The organism is Burkholderia sp. WAC0059 (genome assembly GCF_002870125.1).
Taxonomy (GTDB): Bacteria; Pseudomonadota; Gammaproteobacteria; order Burkholderiales; family Burkholderiaceae; genus Paraburkholderia.
The window spans coordinates 13,409-32,239 of record NZ_PNEO01000031.1; the positions used below are offsets into that span (position 1 = coordinate 13,409).

Annotated in this window: 19 protein-coding genes, 1 tRNA gene and 1 pseudogene; 12 read left to right on the top strand and 9 right to left on the bottom strand. The window is 59.6% G+C overall.

Annotation, left to right across the window (positions count from 1 at the left end):
• Positions 1-79 precede the first annotated feature (79 nt).
• The 7 genes from CY652_RS22350 (at position 80) to CY652_RS22375 (ending at position 4,078) form a co-directional block, all read left to right on the top strand.
• A tRNA-Lys gene (locus CY652_RS22350) sits at positions 80-155 on the top strand.
• Positions 156-328: 173 nt separating this feature from the next.
• Positions 329-1,399, top strand: a complete 1,071-nt coding sequence (locus CY652_RS22355) for a site-specific integrase (protein ID WP_102132916.1) — start codon at positions 329-331, stop codon at positions 1,397-1,399.
• Between the two features lie 82 nt (positions 1,400-1,481).
• The gene (locus CY652_RS24255) at positions 1,482-1,691 is read left to right on the top strand and encodes a hypothetical protein (RefSeq protein ID WP_146010187.1); all 210 of its coding nucleotides are present in this window, start codon (positions 1,482-1,484) and stop codon (positions 1,689-1,691) included.
• A 10-nt stretch (positions 1,692-1,701) separates the two neighbouring features.
• Positions 1,702-2,076 (top strand): hypothetical protein, encoded by a 375-nt coding sequence (locus tag CY652_RS22360; protein WP_102132901.1) that lies wholly within the window; start codon positions 1,702-1,704, stop codon positions 2,074-2,076.
• Positions 2,077-2,081: 5 nt separating this feature from the next.
• Positions 2,082-2,432: a hypothetical protein gene (locus CY652_RS22365; RefSeq protein WP_102132902.1), complete on the top strand. Its 351-nt coding sequence runs from the start codon at positions 2,082-2,084 to the stop codon at positions 2,430-2,432.
• Between the two features lie 631 nt (positions 2,433-3,063).
• Entirely contained in the window at positions 3,064-3,282 is a 219-nt protein-coding gene (locus tag CY652_RS22370) for a hypothetical protein (protein WP_102132903.1), read from the top strand.
• Between the two features lie 40 nt (positions 3,283-3,322).
• Positions 3,323-4,078 carry a hypothetical protein gene (locus CY652_RS22375; RefSeq protein ID WP_102132904.1) on the top strand — a complete coding sequence of 252 codons (756 nt, stop codon included), beginning with the start codon at positions 3,323-3,325 and terminating at the stop codon, positions 4,076-4,078.
• A 255-nt stretch (positions 4,079-4,333) separates the two neighbouring features.
• On the opposite strand, the gene CY652_RS24260 is transcribed toward CY652_RS22375, so the two are convergent.
• Both CY652_RS24260 and mobQ read right to left on the bottom strand, forming a co-directional pair.
• Positions 4,334-4,753, bottom strand: coding sequence for a hypothetical protein (locus CY652_RS24260; RefSeq protein WP_146010188.1), 420 nt, complete (start codon positions 4,751-4,753; stop codon positions 4,334-4,336).
• A gap of 90 nt (positions 4,754-4,843) precedes the next feature.
• The gene (gene mobQ / locus CY652_RS22380; RefSeq protein WP_146010189.1) at positions 4,844-6,283 is read right to left on the bottom strand and encodes a MobQ family relaxase; all 1,440 of its coding nucleotides are present in this window, start codon (positions 6,281-6,283) and stop codon (positions 4,844-4,846) included.
• Positions 6,284-6,489: 206 nt separating this feature from the next.
• On the opposite strand from mobQ, the gene CY652_RS22385 reads away from it, so the two are divergent.
• Positions 6,490-6,780, top strand: coding sequence for a mobilization protein (locus tag CY652_RS22385; protein WP_102132906.1), 291 nt, complete (start codon positions 6,490-6,492; stop codon positions 6,778-6,780).
• A gap of 4 nt (positions 6,781-6,784) precedes the next feature.
• Here the strand turns inward: CY652_RS22385 and CY652_RS24265 are convergent, their stop codons facing one another.
• Positions 6,785-7,651: a hypothetical protein gene (locus CY652_RS24265; protein ID WP_146010190.1), complete on the bottom strand. Its 867-nt coding sequence runs from the start codon at positions 7,649-7,651 to the stop codon at positions 6,785-6,787.
• 408 nt (positions 7,652-8,059) lie between these two features.
• Here CY652_RS24265 and CY652_RS22390 point away from each other — a divergent pair, with 408 nt between their 5' ends.
• Both CY652_RS22390 and CY652_RS22395 read left to right on the top strand, forming a co-directional pair.
• Complete coding sequence (locus CY652_RS22390) at positions 8,060-8,797, top strand: hypothetical protein (RefSeq protein WP_146010191.1); 738 nt, start codon at positions 8,060-8,062, stop codon at positions 8,795-8,797.
• Positions 8,798-9,070: 273 nt separating this feature from the next.
• Positions 9,071-10,000: an HNH endonuclease gene (locus CY652_RS22395; RefSeq protein ID WP_180970730.1), complete on the top strand. Its 930-nt coding sequence runs from the start codon at positions 9,071-9,073 to the stop codon at positions 9,998-10,000.
• A gap of 196 nt (positions 10,001-10,196) precedes the next feature.
• Here CY652_RS22395 and CY652_RS22400 read toward each other — a convergent pair.
• A pseudogene (locus CY652_RS22400) lies at positions 10,197-11,334 on the bottom strand (IS3 family transposase).
• A gap of 500 nt (positions 11,335-11,834) precedes the next feature.
• Between CY652_RS22400 and CY652_RS22405 the strand changes: the two are divergent.
• Both CY652_RS22405 and CY652_RS22410 read left to right on the top strand, forming a co-directional pair.
• On the top strand, positions 11,835-12,824 hold the full coding sequence (locus tag CY652_RS22405; protein WP_102132909.1) for an aldo/keto reductase: 990 nt from the start codon (positions 11,835-11,837) through the stop codon (positions 12,822-12,824).
• Positions 12,825-12,872: 48 nt separating this feature from the next.
• Positions 12,873-13,733 carry an oxidoreductase gene (locus CY652_RS22410; protein WP_102132910.1) on the top strand — a complete coding sequence of 287 codons (861 nt, stop codon included), beginning with the start codon at positions 12,873-12,875 and terminating at the stop codon, positions 13,731-13,733.
• Between the two features lie 492 nt (positions 13,734-14,225).
• On the opposite strand, the gene CY652_RS22415 is transcribed toward CY652_RS22410, so the two are convergent.
• From CY652_RS22415 to CY652_RS22435, 5 genes are all read right to left on the bottom strand, one after another.
• Positions 14,226-14,627: a hypothetical protein gene (locus tag CY652_RS22415; RefSeq protein ID WP_102132911.1), complete on the bottom strand. Its 402-nt coding sequence runs from the start codon at positions 14,625-14,627 to the stop codon at positions 14,226-14,228.
• A gap of 56 nt (positions 14,628-14,683) precedes the next feature.
• Entirely contained in the window at positions 14,684-15,430 is a 747-nt protein-coding gene (phbB, locus tag CY652_RS22420) for an acetoacetyl-CoA reductase (RefSeq protein WP_102132912.1), read from the bottom strand.
• A complete protein-coding gene (locus CY652_RS22425) occupies positions 15,420-15,884 on the bottom strand; it encodes a phasin family protein (RefSeq protein WP_180970731.1) in 465 nt (154 codons plus the stop codon). Before CY652_RS22425 ends, phbB begins: the two co-directional genes overlap by 11 nt.
• A gap of 145 nt (positions 15,885-16,029) precedes the next feature.
• Entirely contained in the window at positions 16,030-18,342 is a 2,313-nt protein-coding gene (locus CY652_RS22430; RefSeq protein ID WP_102132914.1) for an FAD-dependent oxidoreductase, read from the bottom strand.
• 77 nt (positions 18,343-18,419) lie between these two features.
• Positions 18,420-18,831 (bottom strand): SDR family oxidoreductase (locus CY652_RS22435; RefSeq protein WP_146010192.1); only part of this gene is annotated, 412 nt, incomplete at its 5' end.

Sequence of the window (18,831 nt, forward strand, 5' to 3'; positions counted from 1 at the left end):
TCTTTTCGTCGCGTGTACTGCTGTCGCAAGGCGCTTTATTGACATTATTCTCGCTTTTCGCTATGATCTCGCCTCTTTCGGGTCGTTAGCTCAGCTGGTAGAGCAGCGGACTTTTAATCCGTTGGTCACTGGTTCGAATCCAGTACGGCCTACCACCTACCCTTGCGGGCAGGTTAGAGAAGAAAATCAAGCACTTCCGAGTAATCGGGGTGCTTTTTTTTTCGTCCGTGGCATAGGTCTATAGAATTCAAAAACTGGCCTTTGCCGGAAATTTGCCGGAACGGAACAATCCAGACCAAGCGAATCAACCTTTCGCATGGGAGTCTGGATGGCATACATCAGTCAGCGCGGCGCCTACTGGCGTGCCGAAGTCCGCAAGCGCGGACATAAACCTATCTATCGAACGTTCGACACAAAGCAGCAGGCTCGTGATTGGGCTCAGCGCGTCGAGGCCGAAATTTCCATCGGCATCTTTGTGGACCGCACAGAAGCTGAGCGCACGACGCTCGGTGAGGCACTTGATCGGTACGACCGGGAAATCGTGCCGACCAAACGCTACCCCGGCCAAGAGCGAACCCGCATCGCGCGCTGGAGGAAAAACGACCTCGCCTGGCGTCCGCTTGCTGCTCTACGCGGTTCCGACTTTGCTAAGTATCGGGACGCCCGACGGGCAGCTGGTCGCGCGGAGAACACGATTCGCCTCGAACTTCAGGTCATTAGCCATCTGTTCGAAATTGCACGAAAGGAATGGGGATTCGAAACGCTCCTGAATCCCGTCAAGAACATCCGCAAACCCTCGGGTAGCCGCGCGCGCGATCGTCGTCTCCAGCCCGGAGAGTTCAACGCGCTGTTTACGCGTCTCGCCTCAAGCCTCAACCCTTGGGCAGCGCCGGCGTTCGAACTGGCGATCGAGACGAGTTTGCGTCAGGGCACGCTGTTCAGCCTGCGTTGGGAATGGATCAAGCTTCAGGTTCGCATGATCGAATTCCCGCCCGAAGCGCGCGGCGCTGACAACAAGGGCGTACCTGCCCGTCTCCCCCTGACTTGCCGTGCTGTGGATGTTCTCCGTTCCCTCGCAGCCATCTGGCAGCACGACAGACTCGGCGATCCTGAACTACGTCAGTTCGGTCCGGTAAACGTTGATCCCGGCAAGCTGACTGGCCCGGTTTTCGGCACGTCAAGCAATGCCGTCCTGCTCGTCTGGAAGCGTGTCGTGAAAGGCGAGGACGGCTTCCCAAATCTTCGCTGGCACGACTTGCGCCATGAGGCAGCCAGCAGGCTTTTCGAAAAAGGGCTTCACCCGCTCGAGGTTGCCAGCGTCACCGGGCACCGATCGATGCAGATGCTCAAGAGATACACACACTTGAACCCGGCCGATCTACTAGCCAAGTTGGGCTAGACGTGTTTTCCAAAACGGCACGTCGACCGGTTGGCACCGATCGGCGCACCTGACCACCACCCACCTGAGAACGAGGTGAACAATGGCTAACCCGATTGTAGGCCCCCACCCGCTGGACAGCGTCCCATTTGACAGCGACTTGGCTATCACGCTGGAAATTGTTGATGTCCTGTCACCTTTGACGTCGGAAGCACGCTTGGAAGAGCTTGCGACGGCTTGCCTGAGCAACTATCCCCTCGCCGCGGCCTACCTGCTAGGCATTATCGAGACCCGCCGTTTTTCAATGCATTGAGGAGAATTTCATGACCTTCAAAAAAGTGGCTGCTATGCTAAGCGTGACCCTTGGTGGCTTGGCGTCTTCTGGTACAGCCAACGATGCATCGCCGGTCGCGAAGAGCACGGGAACGATGAGTTTAGCTGAGCTGGAGTCGTTCGAAGCTGGGCGCCGCTGGCAAAACCCGTACTGGCAAATCGAGATGGGTGCCGTTGCGGATCCGACCAAACTGCAACGCAAACAGGTATTCACGCTCGCATTCATGTCGCAGATGCTCTTTCAGAGCTACCAGCGACAGGAGCACATGGAGGTTCTCTTGGGCCAGATTCTCGCGGAGCTAACGCGCGCGGACGAACGCACCCCGCTTGAGACCCAGCTTCTGCGTGTGCACACTGCCGGGTGAGTCCAATGAACGACGAACTTGGATCACTTATCCGCGCGCTCGGGGCTATCGAGGAAGAGTTGGATACGCTACGCGCCTATGCCAAGCTCGGCCGGGATAACCCGCGTCGTGCAAACCGAATTGCTGGCATCGTCAGCTTGAAGATGATCGCCCGCGCACGTCTGCTTTTGCAAATCAGCGAGGCGAGGGCAATGGCCCGCCAGGCCTTGGAGGATAAGCAAAAGCAGCGGCAAATGCAGGGCTGGACGAAGTCAGCTATCCAGCCGACCGAGCCGAGCCCGGTCGCGCGGGTGCGTTCGCAGAATGTCGACGTGCGCGACGTCGACGCGGCCGTTCAACAGCCGACAGCGAAGTGATGGCTGGGGCAACGGTTCGGGCGCTGCGTCAAGTCGAGGTCGAGCAGCCGACAGCGTTTGCCGAGGCGATGCCGCCCCGGCTGTTTGAGCGGCTACGTCTCACGCCTGTGCCCGTGCTCTTCATGCGCAAGCAGCCGCCCGAGCCCGGACGCTTCAACTGGAGCGGATTTTGTGGCGGTCTCGACTATACGGAGTCGGGTGAAGTCGCAATGGATACGCGGCTAGTGGAAACGGTGACGAGGGAGCCGTCAAGGCTAAACATTCAGACGGTGTATCTCCATGAAGTCGCCCATCGGCTAATACCCAATCACGGCCACAACGCAGCTTTTGCTGCAATGGTGCTCGTACTGTATCTGCGTGCCGGTGTCACCGACGAGCTTCCTTTGTGGCAACGCACCAGTCTTTATGACATCCGCGACGAGGTGCCAAGTAACGCAAAACGTCTGCCGCGCGCTTTCAGTTGGGCATGGCATACCGCGCTTGAGTTGGCCGACACCGACCAGACAGCTGAACGGTGCGCGGACATCATCATGCAGCGCTACGCCGAATGGTGCCGATGGCTCGACGATGAACCGGCCCGGCAACAGAAGCGTAAGGAGGCACGACAGCTGAACGGTGCGCGGACATCATCATGCAGCGCTACGCCGAATGGTGCCGATGGCTCGACGATGAACCGGCCCGGCAACAGAAGCGTAAGGAGGCACAGCAGGCCAAGGAAGAGGCCGACAAGTCGGAGAGTGAGTCCTCACAGGCAACAATCCAGCAGCTCCGGCTCGATCGCTGGCTGTGGGCAGTCGCCGGCACGGCCTTGGGTGCTGCGTTGACTGCCTTATTGATGATCGTGCACTAAAATAATTGCGCGACCAGATAACCTCGAAAAGGGATTCTTCATGCAAACCATCGGGAATTTGAATTTTGTAGGATTGCCGGTTGTCGTTCGTGCCCTGACAGGCACCGTTGAGCACGAAAACACCCAGACCACCCAGCAGATCGAATCGAGTCGGAACGTGGCCGGCAATGTGGCCTCGGTTCGCTCCGTGACGCATGACCAGCAGACTCTCTGGCTGCAAACGGAAGACGGCAAGGAAACGCCGGTCAAGATCCAAGCCAAGATCGACGTGCGGCCGGGGCATCAGTTGCAGGTTTTCTATGCAGCCGACTCGAGATCAAGCAACTTGGGCTCTATCGTGGCAATCAAGAATTTCAACACCGGCAAAGCCTATGACTTGCTTGGTGCCGGCGGCGGGAAAATCGGCACCATCGGTTTTTTCAAAGTCCCACTTCTCTCAAGAATTACACCTTTTGGCGTGGTTTTCCTGATCATGTGCCTAGCCCTTTTCCTGTCGGCTATTTACGCTGGCTTCGGCTGGCAGAAACCGCTAGCGCTCGGAGTTGTGACAGCTATCATCCCGTTCGTTTGGCAGCATATTTCCGCCTCGGACGGATTGAAGGCCAGCAAGGCCGAGCTTGATCGCCTCATTGGCGCAGCTCCAAGTTTCGAAAAGGTCAAAGACACGCCCCCATCCACCCATGCAGCCCCCGGGTCATTCGATGGAGCCGAAGCCGCTCGGATGATTCTGTCAGGGAACGATGAGCAGCGCGCAGAAGCCCACAAGATGCTTGGACTAACGCAGCGGCAAGAATGAGTCAGAGAAACGCCGCTCCGCCGCACCAATCTAACAACTGATTCCTCTCGAAACCCAATAATTCCGATTATCAGGGTGTCGGTTAATGCTGAAAATCGAGGCTACGCGAGACTTTTCCATGGCCCTTGCCTGTGGGCAACCGGGCGGGCGGCCACGCCGCACGCAAGAGCCCGGTTGTCCATCAGGTCGCGCGCAGCGCGAGGCGATGGGAAAGTCGGTTGCGGTTGCGCTTGAGCCTGCACGCGCAGGTAGAGATCATCTCAATAGCTGAGGCGCAACGTAAACGGGTTGAATGCCGCGTGCTTCGAGGTTCTCTACAGCATCGTTCATGGCCGCACTGACGCGGTCAAAAAGCTCTCGACCGGTGATATACCGGCCAAACCTGTGCATGCCAGCGCTTTCCCATTCCGATGTCTTCCGAGCACGATGCGCACTCAACTGGTTCGCCGCGCGCAATTGCACCCGTGCATTGGCCTTGCGCCGGGCGCGTAGTCGGATTTTCACGGTCATGTCTCCCAGAGACAGTCTTTCCCACCGCCTCGCGCTGCGCGCGACCTGATGGACAACCGGGCTCTTGCGTGCGGCGTGGCCGCCCGCCCGGTTGCCCACAGGCAGGGCCGTGGAAAAATCTTCAACTATACGAACGTTCAAATGACGCAATGTTACGTCGTTCACGCGTCATTCTTGTGCTGGGTACCGCGCGATGCTCGAAAAATCCGCAGCTTTTGGCAGCAACGACGCATGCGTGCGTCGTCATGACGTTATTCAAAGCTTATAGATAAGCCCATGTTTGCGGCGTGGTATGGCCGCTGATTCGAGTGGTTGAGAATGATCCGACTTTTCTTGAAGTGCAATCTCGGCCAACTGTGAGGCGCGCATTGCATCGAACTGCTCGACCAGATCGGCGACCTCCGTTTGCTCGACCAGACCTTTCTTGAGCAATGCGCCGACAACGAACTCGACCACCACTTGGTTTCTGAAACGTATGGCGTCTGCCGAGCCAAGCATCGACTGCGGGATGATGCGCATGCGTTCTGCCAATTCAGCCCGCAAACGCTGTCCCAACTTTTCCTCTTGCTGTGTTGCACGCGCCAGAGCAAGCATCTGGCTCGTGATCACATGGCTCCGGTTTTCCCGATTTTCACGGGCATGTATCTCTAATGCCGTGCGCGCGGCCAACTCGCGTCGGCGCAGTTCTTCCCGTATACGCTCGCGCAGCATGGCAATTTTCTGAGCCGATAACCCCCAGCCGGATTGAAGACTGTATTGTTCCAAGCGCTGAGCAGCTTGGGCGAGAATTCGGTCCGGTATCTGAGTGGGCTCCTCTATCACCCGCTCCAAAGCCGTCACGGTTCGTTGTGCCTCAAGCGCGGATTCACACTCGGCGATCGCAGCATGCAAATCGGTTTCCGTATCGATGATGAGCTGTGTGAGCGCTTGTCCTTCTCGCTCAAGCTGGCCTATTTGCGCCGCGCGCTGTAGCCGCTCGATGGCCTCCGCCTCGGCGAAAAGGCGCAGGTTGGACCGCAGCGCAGTCCTGCGCTCGTAGCCTATGGCTGCCGGACCAAGGTGCTGAGTTGGCTCGCGGTTAATACCCTGAGCCTCAAGCGTCCGGTGGTCGATGCGCTCGGACAGCCCATTTTCAGCCATGCGTTCGTTGTGCAGGTCAGCCCAGCGGGGCCGTTCGCGTTCCGCGAAATTTTCGATTTTGGCACGCTGACAATGGATCGGATCAAGTTCAACGGCCTTCTTGCCAAGCGTTCCGTCAGGAGCGACTGTACAGGCGCTCATCAACACGTGTGCGTGGTAGTTGCGTTGATCGCCGGCCTTGTCCGGTTCGTGCAAAGCCACGTCTACCGCGACACCATAGCGGTTGGATAGCTCACGACCGTAGTCGAACGCTAGTCGCTGGCGTTCCGTCGAGTTCATTTCCGCAGGCAAAGCCAGTGTGAACTCGCGGGCAAGCACGGCGTCGCCGCGCTTGTGGTGCTGCTCTACTGCATTCCAGAACTCAGCGCGGTTTGGCATGGCACCACTAGGCAACACGAGCACCGTGGCGATTACACCGCGCTTGTGCGTATAGTCGTGGACTTCGCCTGTGCGATCGTCCACGATGCGTTCGGCGCTACGATATGCGGCAGCAGCGGTGGCCGACCGGCCTTCGCTCCGCCCTATCGCTTTCACGCTCATGTGAAACTGCGCCACGCTCGCTTTCCTCGCTTTTGAATTTCCCCCGCAGGGGTCCGGCTGAAGGCCCGCACGTATTCCCCGAAGGGGAATACTCTAAGTGCGCCCTTGCTGTTCGCTCGGGGCATGCAAACCAACAGAAATCAACCGATAAATTTGGAATTTGACATGTGGTTAGAACCCCATATCATTAACTTGTAACCACAACCAACGGCAAAATCCAGATGGCAGCAATCACTCTCGATCAACGGATCGTCCTGACGGCAGAAAAGCTTAAACAGCTCAAGGCAAAACAGCAGCAAGTAGAAGCAAGACGTCGAGTCATCCAGGCAAAGAAGGATCGTGCGATCGACACTCGCCGAAAGGTCTTGGTCGGGGCGTTTATGTTGGAAGTCATGGAGAGACGTGGACTGACCCCGGCAACCCTTGAGGACGGCCATTTCGACAAGTGGCTTATCCGAGATGACGATCGAGCACTTTTCGATTTGCAGAGCATTCCGGTAAACAGCCTATAAATTTTTAGCTGATTACGCCGTGACTGGATGTCGAGGGCGGAGATTGATTGCGAATAGCAGCAAGGGCTTCGTCCTTGGATTGCCGCGGTGGTAGACCAGCCGCCGCACGCTCGGCAGCTGCCGCTGCTTCCGCTGCTGCCGAGCTAGCGACGACCGCTGCATTGACTTTGGCGGCCTGTCGTTGATTACAGCCCAAGTTCAAGGAAAATCCCCCAGTACGCCAGGCTTCTACCAATCGCTTAACCCATGCGCGCGGATTTCTAATTGCTTCATGCTCGCCACGAGCAACTGCTTCTAGCGCGCCGGAAAATTCATCCACAATTGCCTGTGCTGCCTCCGAAGGTAATTCGCTCAACAATCTCAGCAGCATCTGCTTATGAGGTTGACTGACCTTGGGGAAAGTCAATTCCTGCAACGACTCGACCACACGTGTAGTGGTATTTCTATCGTGGTGTTGGTTTACTGGTATTACTTTATCGCCGGGGTTATCGGCGCCGGCCGCAGCGTCGCCGGCTGGGTCGGCACCGTTTCCACCGGGGCCGTGTAAGGCGGCTCCGGTGGGATCAAAGAGGTTTTCCCATTGCCAATGACCGTGTGGCCCTGGCCGACACGATCGGGTGAGATACCCGGCCGCTTGAAGTTCGCGCGCAATGCGCTGCCAGCGATCCTTTCCAAGGCCCATCCTCGTCATAAGCACTGACGCCACGATTTGCCAATCAGACGGCTTGATTGCGATCCAGGCTGCCACCGCCCTGCTGTCGAGGCTAAGTCGGTCGTCCTCGAGAAGCCCTTCTGGGATCGATCCCCATCGAACCGTGTGCTGAACGCGGATCACGCCGCCAGAATGGTTGGGAAAGTTTGATTTCGACATAGTCCCGAGCATCCCATTCACGATGCCGATGCACGAGGCCGCCCAATACGCCCGGCCGCAGGACCGGCCTCCTTACCCAAACCAGTCGGTACCGGCCGCTCAGCCGCAAGATGGTCCAGCCAATTGCGAATGTCCCGCACGAACCAGCAAGCTTTCTTCTTTCCGGGAAATGCGGTTGGCGGAAGCTCACCCAGAAATTTCATTTGGCTGATCGCTCCTGGTGTCTTCCCTAGAAGGGCACCAAGCTCAGCCCGGTTGATAACTGCCTGCTCCGCCATACGGGCGAACGCTACTCTGAAATCACTTGCCGCTGCGACCATGTGATCACCAATGATTTGTTGTGATGGTTGATCACAAGATATGATCGAGGCGTGCTGGCATCTAGGGCCAGTTTTTGAGAGGCGCCACATGGCAAACAACGGTCCGAATCAGGGAAGACGATTGGCGCCGGCCCTGCAGCGTTTTACTGCCATGCTGATCGAAGAAGCCCGAGACATCTCTGGGCTCAGCTACGAGAAATTGAATGAGCGATTGCCTCTCGAATCAGGCGATGCTCAAAGATATGCGATTGGCATGCGAGGAAAGAAGGCTAGGGCTCCGAGTCTCGACCGTATTCAGGAGCTGGAAAACAAGGTAGCCCGCCTATTGAAGCGGCCGGCACACACCGTAGTTATCGAAGATAACAGCCAGCTAACTCCCACGTCCCTCTTCATCGATTTGGCCGTCGACGTACCAAAGGCAGGCGTGAGCTGGTCAAGGTATCAGGCGCACACCCTACAGTTTGGCTATCAAGACGATTGGCCAACTTACCGACGACTGAAATATATGCCACCAATCGCAGGGATACGGCTACTGGACCTGTATGCGTGGCAATACGGGAGCCTTTGGGAAAAGGGCTTTTTCAAACGAGAAGATTTCGACCTTCCCAACGATAAGCCACTTGAGACCGCGTTGCAAAAAAAGGTCGATGATCTGTGCTACGCACGGCGGTTGAGCTATCAGCTTGGCGTCTTTGACGACATTTTCGAGATGGAGCAAACACTTGGCATGGACCACCGCGAGATTCGTCAAGTCTTCGATAAATTTGTCGAAGAAGTACTTCAGGCTGCCGGAATTTTGCCGGAACACTGGGGTAAAGTCGCGTGATATGCAGTGATCTAGAGTGAAGAAAACCCTAGCAAAATCAGGTGACTTCGTATAACCTGCAGTGAGCTTGATCTGGCTTTTAATCCGTTGGTCACTGGTTCGAATCCAGTACGGCCTACCAAAAAATTCAAGGGGTTACAGTGCTTCGGCCTGTAGCCCCTTTCTCTTTTTCGGACTCATGTAACCACCATGTAACCGAATCCGGTCTGCAGTGGTCAAGCCCAATCCATGCCGCCCCGAGCAGCGACCGCTCCGCCGCCCTCGCTCTACCCCATGGCCGATCAGCCTCCACGACGACAATCACGCGCCACACGGCAGTTGCCCTTAAAATCCAACGGCACAACACTAACTCACGAGGCGGTAGACACGACCACCTGCCTGTACACGGATATGGCTAGAGACAATTGGTATCACGCTGCCGGCATCATCTGGCCGCGCCTAGTAAGCGCCTCAACTCGACGCGAGACACATACGTATCATGAGATTGCGTCTTGGGTCGGCACTCTCAACATCAATGCAGGCAAGGCGCTGGGACCGATTCAGGAACATTGCATCGAGTCAGGACTGCCACCCCTCAGCATTCTCGGAGTCAATAAGGCAACTCAAAAGCCTGGCGACGGTTTTACCGCTTGGGGTTTCGATAACCTCGATGCTGGATACCAAGCCGTTTACGCATTCAACTGGTCCGCGCTCGAAAATCCATTCGACCGGTTCGGACCGGACGACACACCAGAGTCGCTCGCCGAGGAGTTACTTGAGACGCCCGGAAACGCGGCACAAATCTATAAAGTCGCAAAGACACGAGGCAATGCCCAACGCATTTTCCGCGCTGCATTGCTCCATGCCTACGAGGGGCGATGTGCGATTTGTGGCTTCGGATTCGAGGAGGCTCTTGAGGCAGCGCACATCATTCGCTGGGACGACGCATCCCCCCAACAAAGACTGGACCCGGCAAATGGCCTTCTTCTCTGCGCAACCCATCATAAGCTGTTCGACGCGGGCTACTTAACCGTGGACTGCTCGATGAAGGTGATTTATTGGGATCCAGAAATGGAGGAAAAGGATTATCGAACGTTCGACAAATTGCTCACTGTCGACTTTCATTCCAGAGAGATTGCATTGCCTTCCAAGAAACGGCTGCACCCTAACCCCGATCATCTGCGGGTTTCGCATCACTATTGGGAATGGGGCGATCTGCCCTGACCGGCTCGTATTTGGCCATCTCACTCACATTGGCGATTCGGATCGAAAGAAATCACTTGCTCGAATGGGGAGAAAATCCGTGACTCAACAGAAATTGTCGAAGGCCACCAATCCTGACCTTCGGGCATCGCTAGTGGCCATGCAACGAGCGGCTGGACTGGCACGCCAGACGGCACTACTGAGTGCTCCCCCGAAATCAGTACCGCTCGAAGTTGGAATTTTCCGGCTCTTCGGGGTGGGCCGAATCGACCCGGATGACGCACTGACGGGCGAACTCGGCCGGCGTCATCCACTGCAATGCAGAATGGGGACGAGTCTCGTTATAGTACTCGCGCCAGACCGCGATTTTGCGCCGGGCGTCCTCCAGCGACAGGAACCGGTGCGCGTTCAGGCATTCCTCCCGGAAGCGGCCGTTGAATGATTCATTCTTCGCGTTATCGGTTTGCCCGGACGAGAGAAGTCGATTTCCACCCCGTTCTCATAGGCCCACCGGTCGAGTACCTTCGAGATGAATTCGCTGCCGTTATCCGCCTTGATGTACTTCGGCAACGGCCTTGCCTGAGCGAGCCGGGTCAGCGTCGCAACCACGTCCTCCCCCTTGAGCGTGCCGTTGACCTCAATGGCCAGGCATTCTCGCGTGTAGTTGTCCACGATGGTCAGTGTCCGTAGCCGTCGCCCATCGGACAGGTTGTCCGCAACGAAATCCATGCTCCAGATTTCGTTGATCGCACTGACCGACTGCCTGGGTTGCCTGAGTCGGGCCGATTTGTTGCGCCGTGGCCGCTTATGCTGCAACGACAGACCCAACTCGCGATAAACCCGCTCCACGCGCTTGTGATTGTCTGGCCAGCCTTCCCGACGAAGCATCACGTACACACGCGGTGCGCCATAATGCACACGTACTTCCGTGATTTCCCTGATGCGCATGGCCAACGCACTCTGGTCCCGTGCCTCGGACTCATAGTGGTAGACCGAACGTGACAGCTTCAGCAGCGCACATGTCTGCCGCTGGCTGGCGCCAAATCTCTGCATCAAGTCGGTAATCAATTCGCGTCGCCGGGAAGGCTTCAGAGCTTTTTTGACAGCATGTCCTGCAACATGGCCTTATCCAGCGACAGGTCCGCTACCAGGCGTTTGAGCTTCGCGTTCTCTTCCTCCAGTTGCTTCATGCGCCGTACTTCCGATGGCGACAGCCCGCCAAACTTCGTGCGCCAGTTGTAGAACGTCGCGTCGCTGATGCCCATCTTGCGACACACTTCCGCTACCGGCGTACCCGGCTCTGCCTGCTTCAACGCATACGCAATCTGCTCATCGGTGAATTTGCTCTTCTTCACAGCATGACCTCCAGGCTCTCTGGTGATGACTATGCCGGAATTTTCCACTTTCAGATGGTACGGTTTTGCGGGCTAGCCTCACGTTGGTCACTGGTTCGAATCCAGTACGGCCTACCAAAAAATTCAAGGGCTTGGCTTCGGCCAGGCCTTTTCCTCTTGGGCGTCCTGTACCGCAATTGTGCCGTGACGCGTCATGACGGCATCAATTGCCGGCGTTGTCACGCGCAGCGATCATCTATCTGATCGAGCGCGGTGATCGCTGCCCCATCGCCTAAAAATCACCCGCGCCAGAAACCCACCGGCCAAACGCGGTGGAACAAACGCGGGGCAAACAACCATGCTATTGTTTTCGTGATCCGCAGCCCGGAACACGTAACTGCGTTCGCTTGACGACCGGCGGGAAACCCCGCAGTCATGTCGTCGTTATCTCCCACAACCACGATCATACGTCCCCCGCCCTATGCAGGAAGCGGGAGCGAATTCCATCTGAGGACACCATCATGACATTACGTACGCGAAAGCTCGGCGGCCAGGGCCTCGAAGTCTCGACGATCGGCCTGGGCTGCATGGGCATGAGCCAATCCTACGGCCCGGCAGACGAAACCGAATCCATCGCAACGCTGCATCGCGCGATCGATCTGGGCTGCACGTTCCTCGACACCGCCGAAGTTTATGGCCCCTTTGCGAACGAGGATCTGCTGGGCCGTGCCCTCGTCGGCAAGCGCGACAAGGTCGTGATCGCGACGAAGTTCGGCTTCAGGATCGAGAGCGGCAAGAGCGTCGGCACCGACAGCCGGCCCGGGCACATCCGGGAGGTCGTCGACGCTTCGCTCAAGCGGCTGCGCACCGACCACATCGATCTGCTTTACCAGCATCGCATCGATCGCAGCGTGCCCATCGAAGATGTGGCGGGTACGGTCGGCGATCTGGTGAGACAGGGCAAGGTGCGTTTTTTCGGTCTCTCCGAAGCAGGTGTCGCCAACATCCGGCGCGCCCATGCGGTCCATCCCGTCTCCGCACTCCAGAGCGAATACTCACTGTGGGAACGCAACCTGGAACGGGATGTGATCCCGGTGCTCCGCGAGCTCGGGATCGGGCTGGTACCGTTCTCCCCGCTCGGCCGCGGCTTCCTGACCGGACAGGTCAAGCGCGCGGAGGATTACCCGGAAGATGATTTCCGCCGCAATGATCCGCGCTACCAGGGCGAGAATTACGATGCCAACGTGAAGGCCGCCCAGACCGTGCGCGACATCGCCGAAAGCCTCGGCGCACAGCCCGGGCAGATTGCGCTCGCCTGGCTGCTCCACAAGGGCGACCATGTGGTGCCGATCCCCGGTACGAAGCGCCGGAAATATCTGGAAGAAAACGTGGCCGCTGCCGCCATTACGCTCGATGCCGCGCAGATGAAAGCGCTTGACGATGCGCTCGCGCCCGAAAAGATTTCAGGGCCGCGCTACGGCGAGAAGATGCTGGCGATGGTCGACCGCTAAACGCACCGACCTTCATCCTCAACGTACTTTCCTTTCAGGAGCAGGCAAATGACGAACGAACAAAAGCCGGTGTGGTTCATCACGGGTTGCTCGACGGGCTTCGGTCGCGAGTTGGCGATACTGTTACGCGACCAGGGGCTGCGGGTGGTCGCAACGGCGCGGGACGTGAAGAAGATCAGCGATCTGGCCGCCGGCCATGAAGACAACGTGCTCGTTCTACCGCTGGATGTGACGGATGCCGGGGCCATCACCCACGCGGTGAAGCAGGCGCAAGCGAAGTTCGGCCAGATCGACGTTCTGGTGAACAACGCCGGATACGGCTACCTCGCCGCCATCGAGGAGGGCGAGGACGCGCCCGTACGCACGATGTTCGACACCAATGTCTTCGGCCTGATCGACGTGACGAAGGCTGTGCTGCCCGGCATGCGCGCGCGCAAACGCGGCCACATCGTCAATCTGTCATCGATCGGCGGCCTGGTCAGCTTCCCGGCAACGGGTTACTACCACGCGACGAAATTCGCCGTCGAGGGCCTGTCCGGCTCCCTCGCACTCGAACTCGCGCCGCTGAACATCAAAGTCACACTGGTCGAGCCGGGGCCTTTCCGCACGGACTTCGCCGGCCGCTCGATTGGACAGTCGAAGATCGAGATCGACGACTATGCCGAGACGGCGGGCGTTCGCCGCCAACAGACCTTCGCTCGCTCAGGCCGCCAGCAAGGCGATCCGGTACGTGCGGCCCAGGCCATCATCGACGTCGTGGCCTCACCCAACCCGCCCCTGCACCTGCTGCTCGGCAAGCCCGCTCTTGAGCTTGCGCGCAAGGGTCTGGAGGCGAAGAAGCACGACTTCGACACGTGGGAGAAGACGACGCTGGGCGCCGATTATCCCGATGCCACACCGCTCCCCTGAGGGCCCAGACCAGTAAAGACGCGGTCAAACCGGGGCATGACGGCCTGACGTCGCCGAAATCGGCCTCGGCCGCATGGGCATGCCGGCGTTCTACGGCAAGCGTGATGAAGCGGAATCCGTTGCGACGCCGCAGCATGCCGTGGAAGCCGGTGTGACTTTTTTTCGACCTCGCCGGTGTCCATGGCTTCGGCAAGAACGAGCGTCTTGCCGTGCCGGCGGCGCGCCGAAACCGGAGCGCGACAGAATCGTGAGCGCGACAAAATTTGCAAACGCCCGGGGCAGTCAGGGCAGATGCGCCCCTGACCGCAGCGATGTCGCGAAGCTTGCCAGGTTGCAACGCGCGCCTCATCCTGTGGCTCGGTGCCGGGTCGAGAACGGATAAAGTGGGGAAACTACCGTTCCTTCCTTCATCAGGCCATTCAGCCAGCAGCCAGTCGAACGCCCGCGTTATTCCATCCACATCCACTTCACGCCGCCTCACTCCAGGCAGGCTTATTCCCTGCCGTGCGCGTGAGCATCGAGCATGCGCTCGGCTGCCTCTCCGGCAAGCCCGCCGTAGTAGAGGTGAACGCCGATCGCAAGCGAATCGTTGCGGATTTCGTTAAACGCCCTCCACGCCTTCGCTGGCTCCCTGAACAGCAGGTAGTGGGCTTCCCGGGCGATGAGCCGCGCGACCTGATGCAGGCCGTGCCCATTCAGCGTATCGACGAGCGAGTCGAGGCTACGGTGGGTGCGCGCATCGGTACGGGGGTACAGCATGTGCAGCACAGCCACCCGCTGCGGCACTAGCGCGGCCGATAGCGCCACCACGATATCCTGGTGATCGAGCGCGGTGACGACTGCACCATTCGCCACTTCTTCCTTGCCGAACAGGCTGTCGATTGAGATACCCATCTATTGAATCCTTTTACGGTTGTTCAGGCTGTATCAGCCGAAAGATGCCGGACCGCTCAATACATGTGCTGGCCACCGTTCATCGAGATGTTGCTGCCCGTCATGAACCCCGCCGCGTCACTCGCGATGAACGCGATCAGCGCAGCGATCTCTTCGGGGCGCCCCAGTCTGCCAACCGGGATCTGCGAGATGATCTGCGATTCGAGCACCTCCTTCGGCACGGCGTCGAGCATCTTCGTGTCGAGATAGCCAGGCGACACTGTGTTCACTGTCACCCCCTTGCGGGCCACCTCGAGCGCGAGCGACTTCGTGAAGCCATGCATGCCGGCCTTGGCCGCCGCATAGTTGCTCTGTCCGAACTGCCCCTTGGAGCCATTGATCGACGCGATATTGATAATGCGCCCCCATCCGCGTTCCAGCATCCCGTCCACAAACGGCTTGGTCACGTTGAACACGGAGTCCAGGTTCGTGCGCAGCACGGTATCCCAGCTCGTTTTGGTCAGCTTGCGGAAGGTTCCGTCCCGCACGACCCCGGCGTTGTTGACGAGAATGTCGACGTGCCGTCCTTCGGCGTGAATCGATTCTGCCAGTTGCTGACATGAGTCGTATTCCGACACGTCGACCGGATACGCATGGAACGTGTAGCCGGCGCCGGCCTGCTCGTGCAGCCACGGCTCGATGCGCTCGTTGCCGACCGAGTGCGTAACGAGGACTATGTGGCCGGCGTCGGCCAGGGTCCGGCTGATGGCAACGCCAAGGCCGCCAAGCCCGCCGGTGACGAGGGCGATTCGCCTATTTTCCACTGCGGCCTCCCTGTGCGCCGCTCCCGTTGGCGACGCTGGTCCAGAACTGCAGGAACGGATTCGGGTATCCGGACCACGCGCCGGCCGCAAACGTGGTGCCGCCGGCAACCTCGCTCACGCGCCGATGCCACGCTCCGAACACCTCGGTCAGCTTCGTGACCACCTCGGCAGGATTGCCTGCGTCAGCCTGCAGCGCCGCCTGGATCGCACCCTGGTGCTGCTCCCAGCGACGCCGGACGATGCCCGTCTGCGAGGCCAGCAGCGCGGGAAGGTCCTTTGCGTCGAGCAGCGCTTTCAACTCGGCCTCGGACTCCGCAAGCGCCGCCGCCACGGCCTGCTGGCTCCGGCTCTGCCACTGCTGGCTGGCTTGCTGGGCAATCCCGGTGAGTTGCTCAAAGAACTGCGTATTGGCTTTGTAGAGTTCAAGCAGCGCGTTGGTCCTGTCTTCGCTCATGGCATGTGTCTCCTGTATCAGAAAGTTGGGCAAACCCGGATTGCCGGGAATTACGGGAGCCGGCTTTACTGCACCGGACGGGGACCGGCCGCACGACATCCCGCACAGATGCGGCTACAGCCCGAATGAATAGACGTGACGGCACCTACCTCGCGACTGTATCGGGCGCTCTCGCACCATCCGGTTCGGCCGCCGCCACAATTGTCTCTCCCGCAGCCCCCAGCATGTCCTTCACCAGGGCGTAGCCCTGGGCCTGATTGGACCGGATCGAAACATCCGAGAAATCGTAGTCGCGCGACGAGGGTTCGTCAGACGGCCCCTTGCGCACGAACCGCGTGATGCTCATCTTCGCCCCGTCGCCCATCAGTTGGATATACCGGGGACGCTGCCGGATCTTGTCGCGCTCCGCCGGCTCGACCTCCTGGAGAATGCTCTCGATCAGGCTGCGATAGGCGTCCTTCAGCTCACGCGTGCGCAGGTCGCTCCGCACGCGCTCCGAGTAAACAATCTCGTCACGGCGTGCCATGATTTCCATCATGTTGGACGGCAGCGCCTTCTCGCCCGCAAACAGGTCGACGATAAAGACGCGCTTGCCGTCCGGGCCGCAGCGGTCGATCACGAGGTCCAGCGGCGAGTTGCTGACCACGCCGCCGTCCCAGTACGGCTTGCCGTCGACGAACGTCCACGAAAAACCGGGCGGCAGGCTGCCGCTGGCGAGAACGTGGTCGGGCGTCAGATCATCGACGTAGCTGTCGAACGCTTCCAGCTCTCCGGTCAGCACGTTGACGGCGCCCACGACCAGCCGGACCGGGCTGTGCTTCAGCGCGCCGAAGTCCACGTATTTCGCCAGTAGCTGCTTCATCGGCGACGTGTCGTAAAAACCCGTCCAGTTCCACGGCGCCACCCAGGGCTCGCCGAAAGAAGGCAGCCAGCGCGGCCGGAAGAACTTCGGCACCCCATACTGCAGGATCTGCATCGCCGTAACCGAACGTCTCAGCGGTTCCGGCAGCATCGGCGGCGAAGCCACCTGAAGCTCCGACCAGAACGCCTCCAGCGCCGCCGTGGCATCGCGCGGATTACCGGCAACGATCGCGCCGTTGAGCGCACCGATCGAGATACCGGCCACGATGTCGGGAAATATCTGATGCTCTTCCAGTGCCTTGACCACGCCGCATTCGAACGCGCCCAGCGCGCCGCCGCCCTGAAGGACCAGCACCGTCTGCGTCGCGAGCTGGTCGAGCGCGAAGCCGGGGTCGCCCAGTTTCGCCTTCTGCGGAAGCACGTTCGTGCGGTAGCGGATCAACCCCTCCGCAACCCGGGTCTCATCGGCGGGCCGGCCCAGCGAGAATACGGCTCTCGGCACGCTCCCCTTCAGATAGAAGAGCGCAAAGGACCGTTCGTCCAGCGAGCCGCGGGCGATCCACTCGTCGGTATCCTCCGGCGCGCCGAGCACGTCGAACCCGATATCGCCGACTTCGCAGAAGAAATAGGACACCTGGTCATAACGCATCCGCCGGCCCAGCATGTTCAGCGCGGCCAGGCGTCCCTGCTTGACCGCGTTGTCCCAGTGCTCGATGTGCCGCCGGCGGGCGAACACGGGATCGTGGAAGCTGGTGGCATCGCCCGCGGCCCAGACATTGGGCACATTGGTCGCCAGCAGATCGTCGACCACGATCCGGCCGTCTTCGAGCGCGATGCCGCTGCCTTCCAGAAACCGCGTAGCCGGCTCGACGCCCGTGCAGACCACCACGAGATCGCACGGTAGCCGCGCCCCGGCGCGGGTTTCGACTTCCCCGACTTTCCGTTTTCCATGGAACGCGACGACCGGGTCGTCCAGCACCACGGATGCGCCCCGCTGCTGCGCGTATTGGCGGAAAAAATCCGACAGCGTCATCGATTCCAGATGCCGGAGCAGCCGGTCGTCGCCCTCGACGATCGTTACGTCGAGGCCAAGATCGCGCAGCGACATCGCGACCTCCATGCCGAGGAAACTCCCTCCAACCACGACGGCATGCTTCGCCTTCGACGCATGCTGCCGTATCGCATCGCAATCGTCGCGGGACCTCAGCGTATGGATGCCCTGCAGCGACGCGCCGGGCAGCGCGACCGGCCGCGGCGACGCGCCCGTTGCGATCAGGAGTTTTTCATAACGGAGTTGCCGCCCTGTCGAGGTTTCCACCTGCTGGCGGACCGTGTCGACCGAAACCGCCGTGGTTTCCAGCGCGACCTCGATCTCCTGCTCGCCGTAATACTGCGCGGAGTGAACGAGTATCTGCTCCGCATCGGCATGACCGAGCAGATAGCGCTTCGACAGCGCCGGACGCTGGTACGGCAGCGTCGATTCGGCCGACAGGATCAGGATGGAGCCGGTTGCGCCTTCCCGACGCAACGTCTCGGCCGCTTTCGCACTCGCCAGCCCGCCCCCAATCAGAAGGAAGTCGATCTGCTGATACGTCATCGAAAATATCCCCGGCTATGGTTTTGTCACCTGCCGGCACCTGGCCGGCGGGCAGGATCGGCATCCGGTCTTTCGCGCTACTGCATGAACCAGCCGTGGCTGACGACGAACGACTGGCCGGTGAACGCCGCACTCGGGAACGCGGAAAGGAACAGCACCGTCTGCGCGACGTCGTCGACGGTCGTGAAGATGCCGTCCACCGTGCCGCCGAGCATCACGTTGCGAATCACCTCTTCCTCGCTGATGCCGAGCTCCTTCGCCTGCTCGGGAATCTGCCTGTCGACGAGCGGCGTGCGCACGAAGCCAGGGCAGACGACGTGCGAGCGCACGTTGTGCTTCGCGCCTTCCTTCGCGAGCACGCGCGCAAGACCGAGCAATGCGTGCTTCGCGGCAACGTACGCAGACTTCAGCGGCGACGCTTCATGCGAATGCACCGAGCCCATGTAGATCACGACGCCGCCGCGATCGTCCTTGTACATGTGCTTGAGC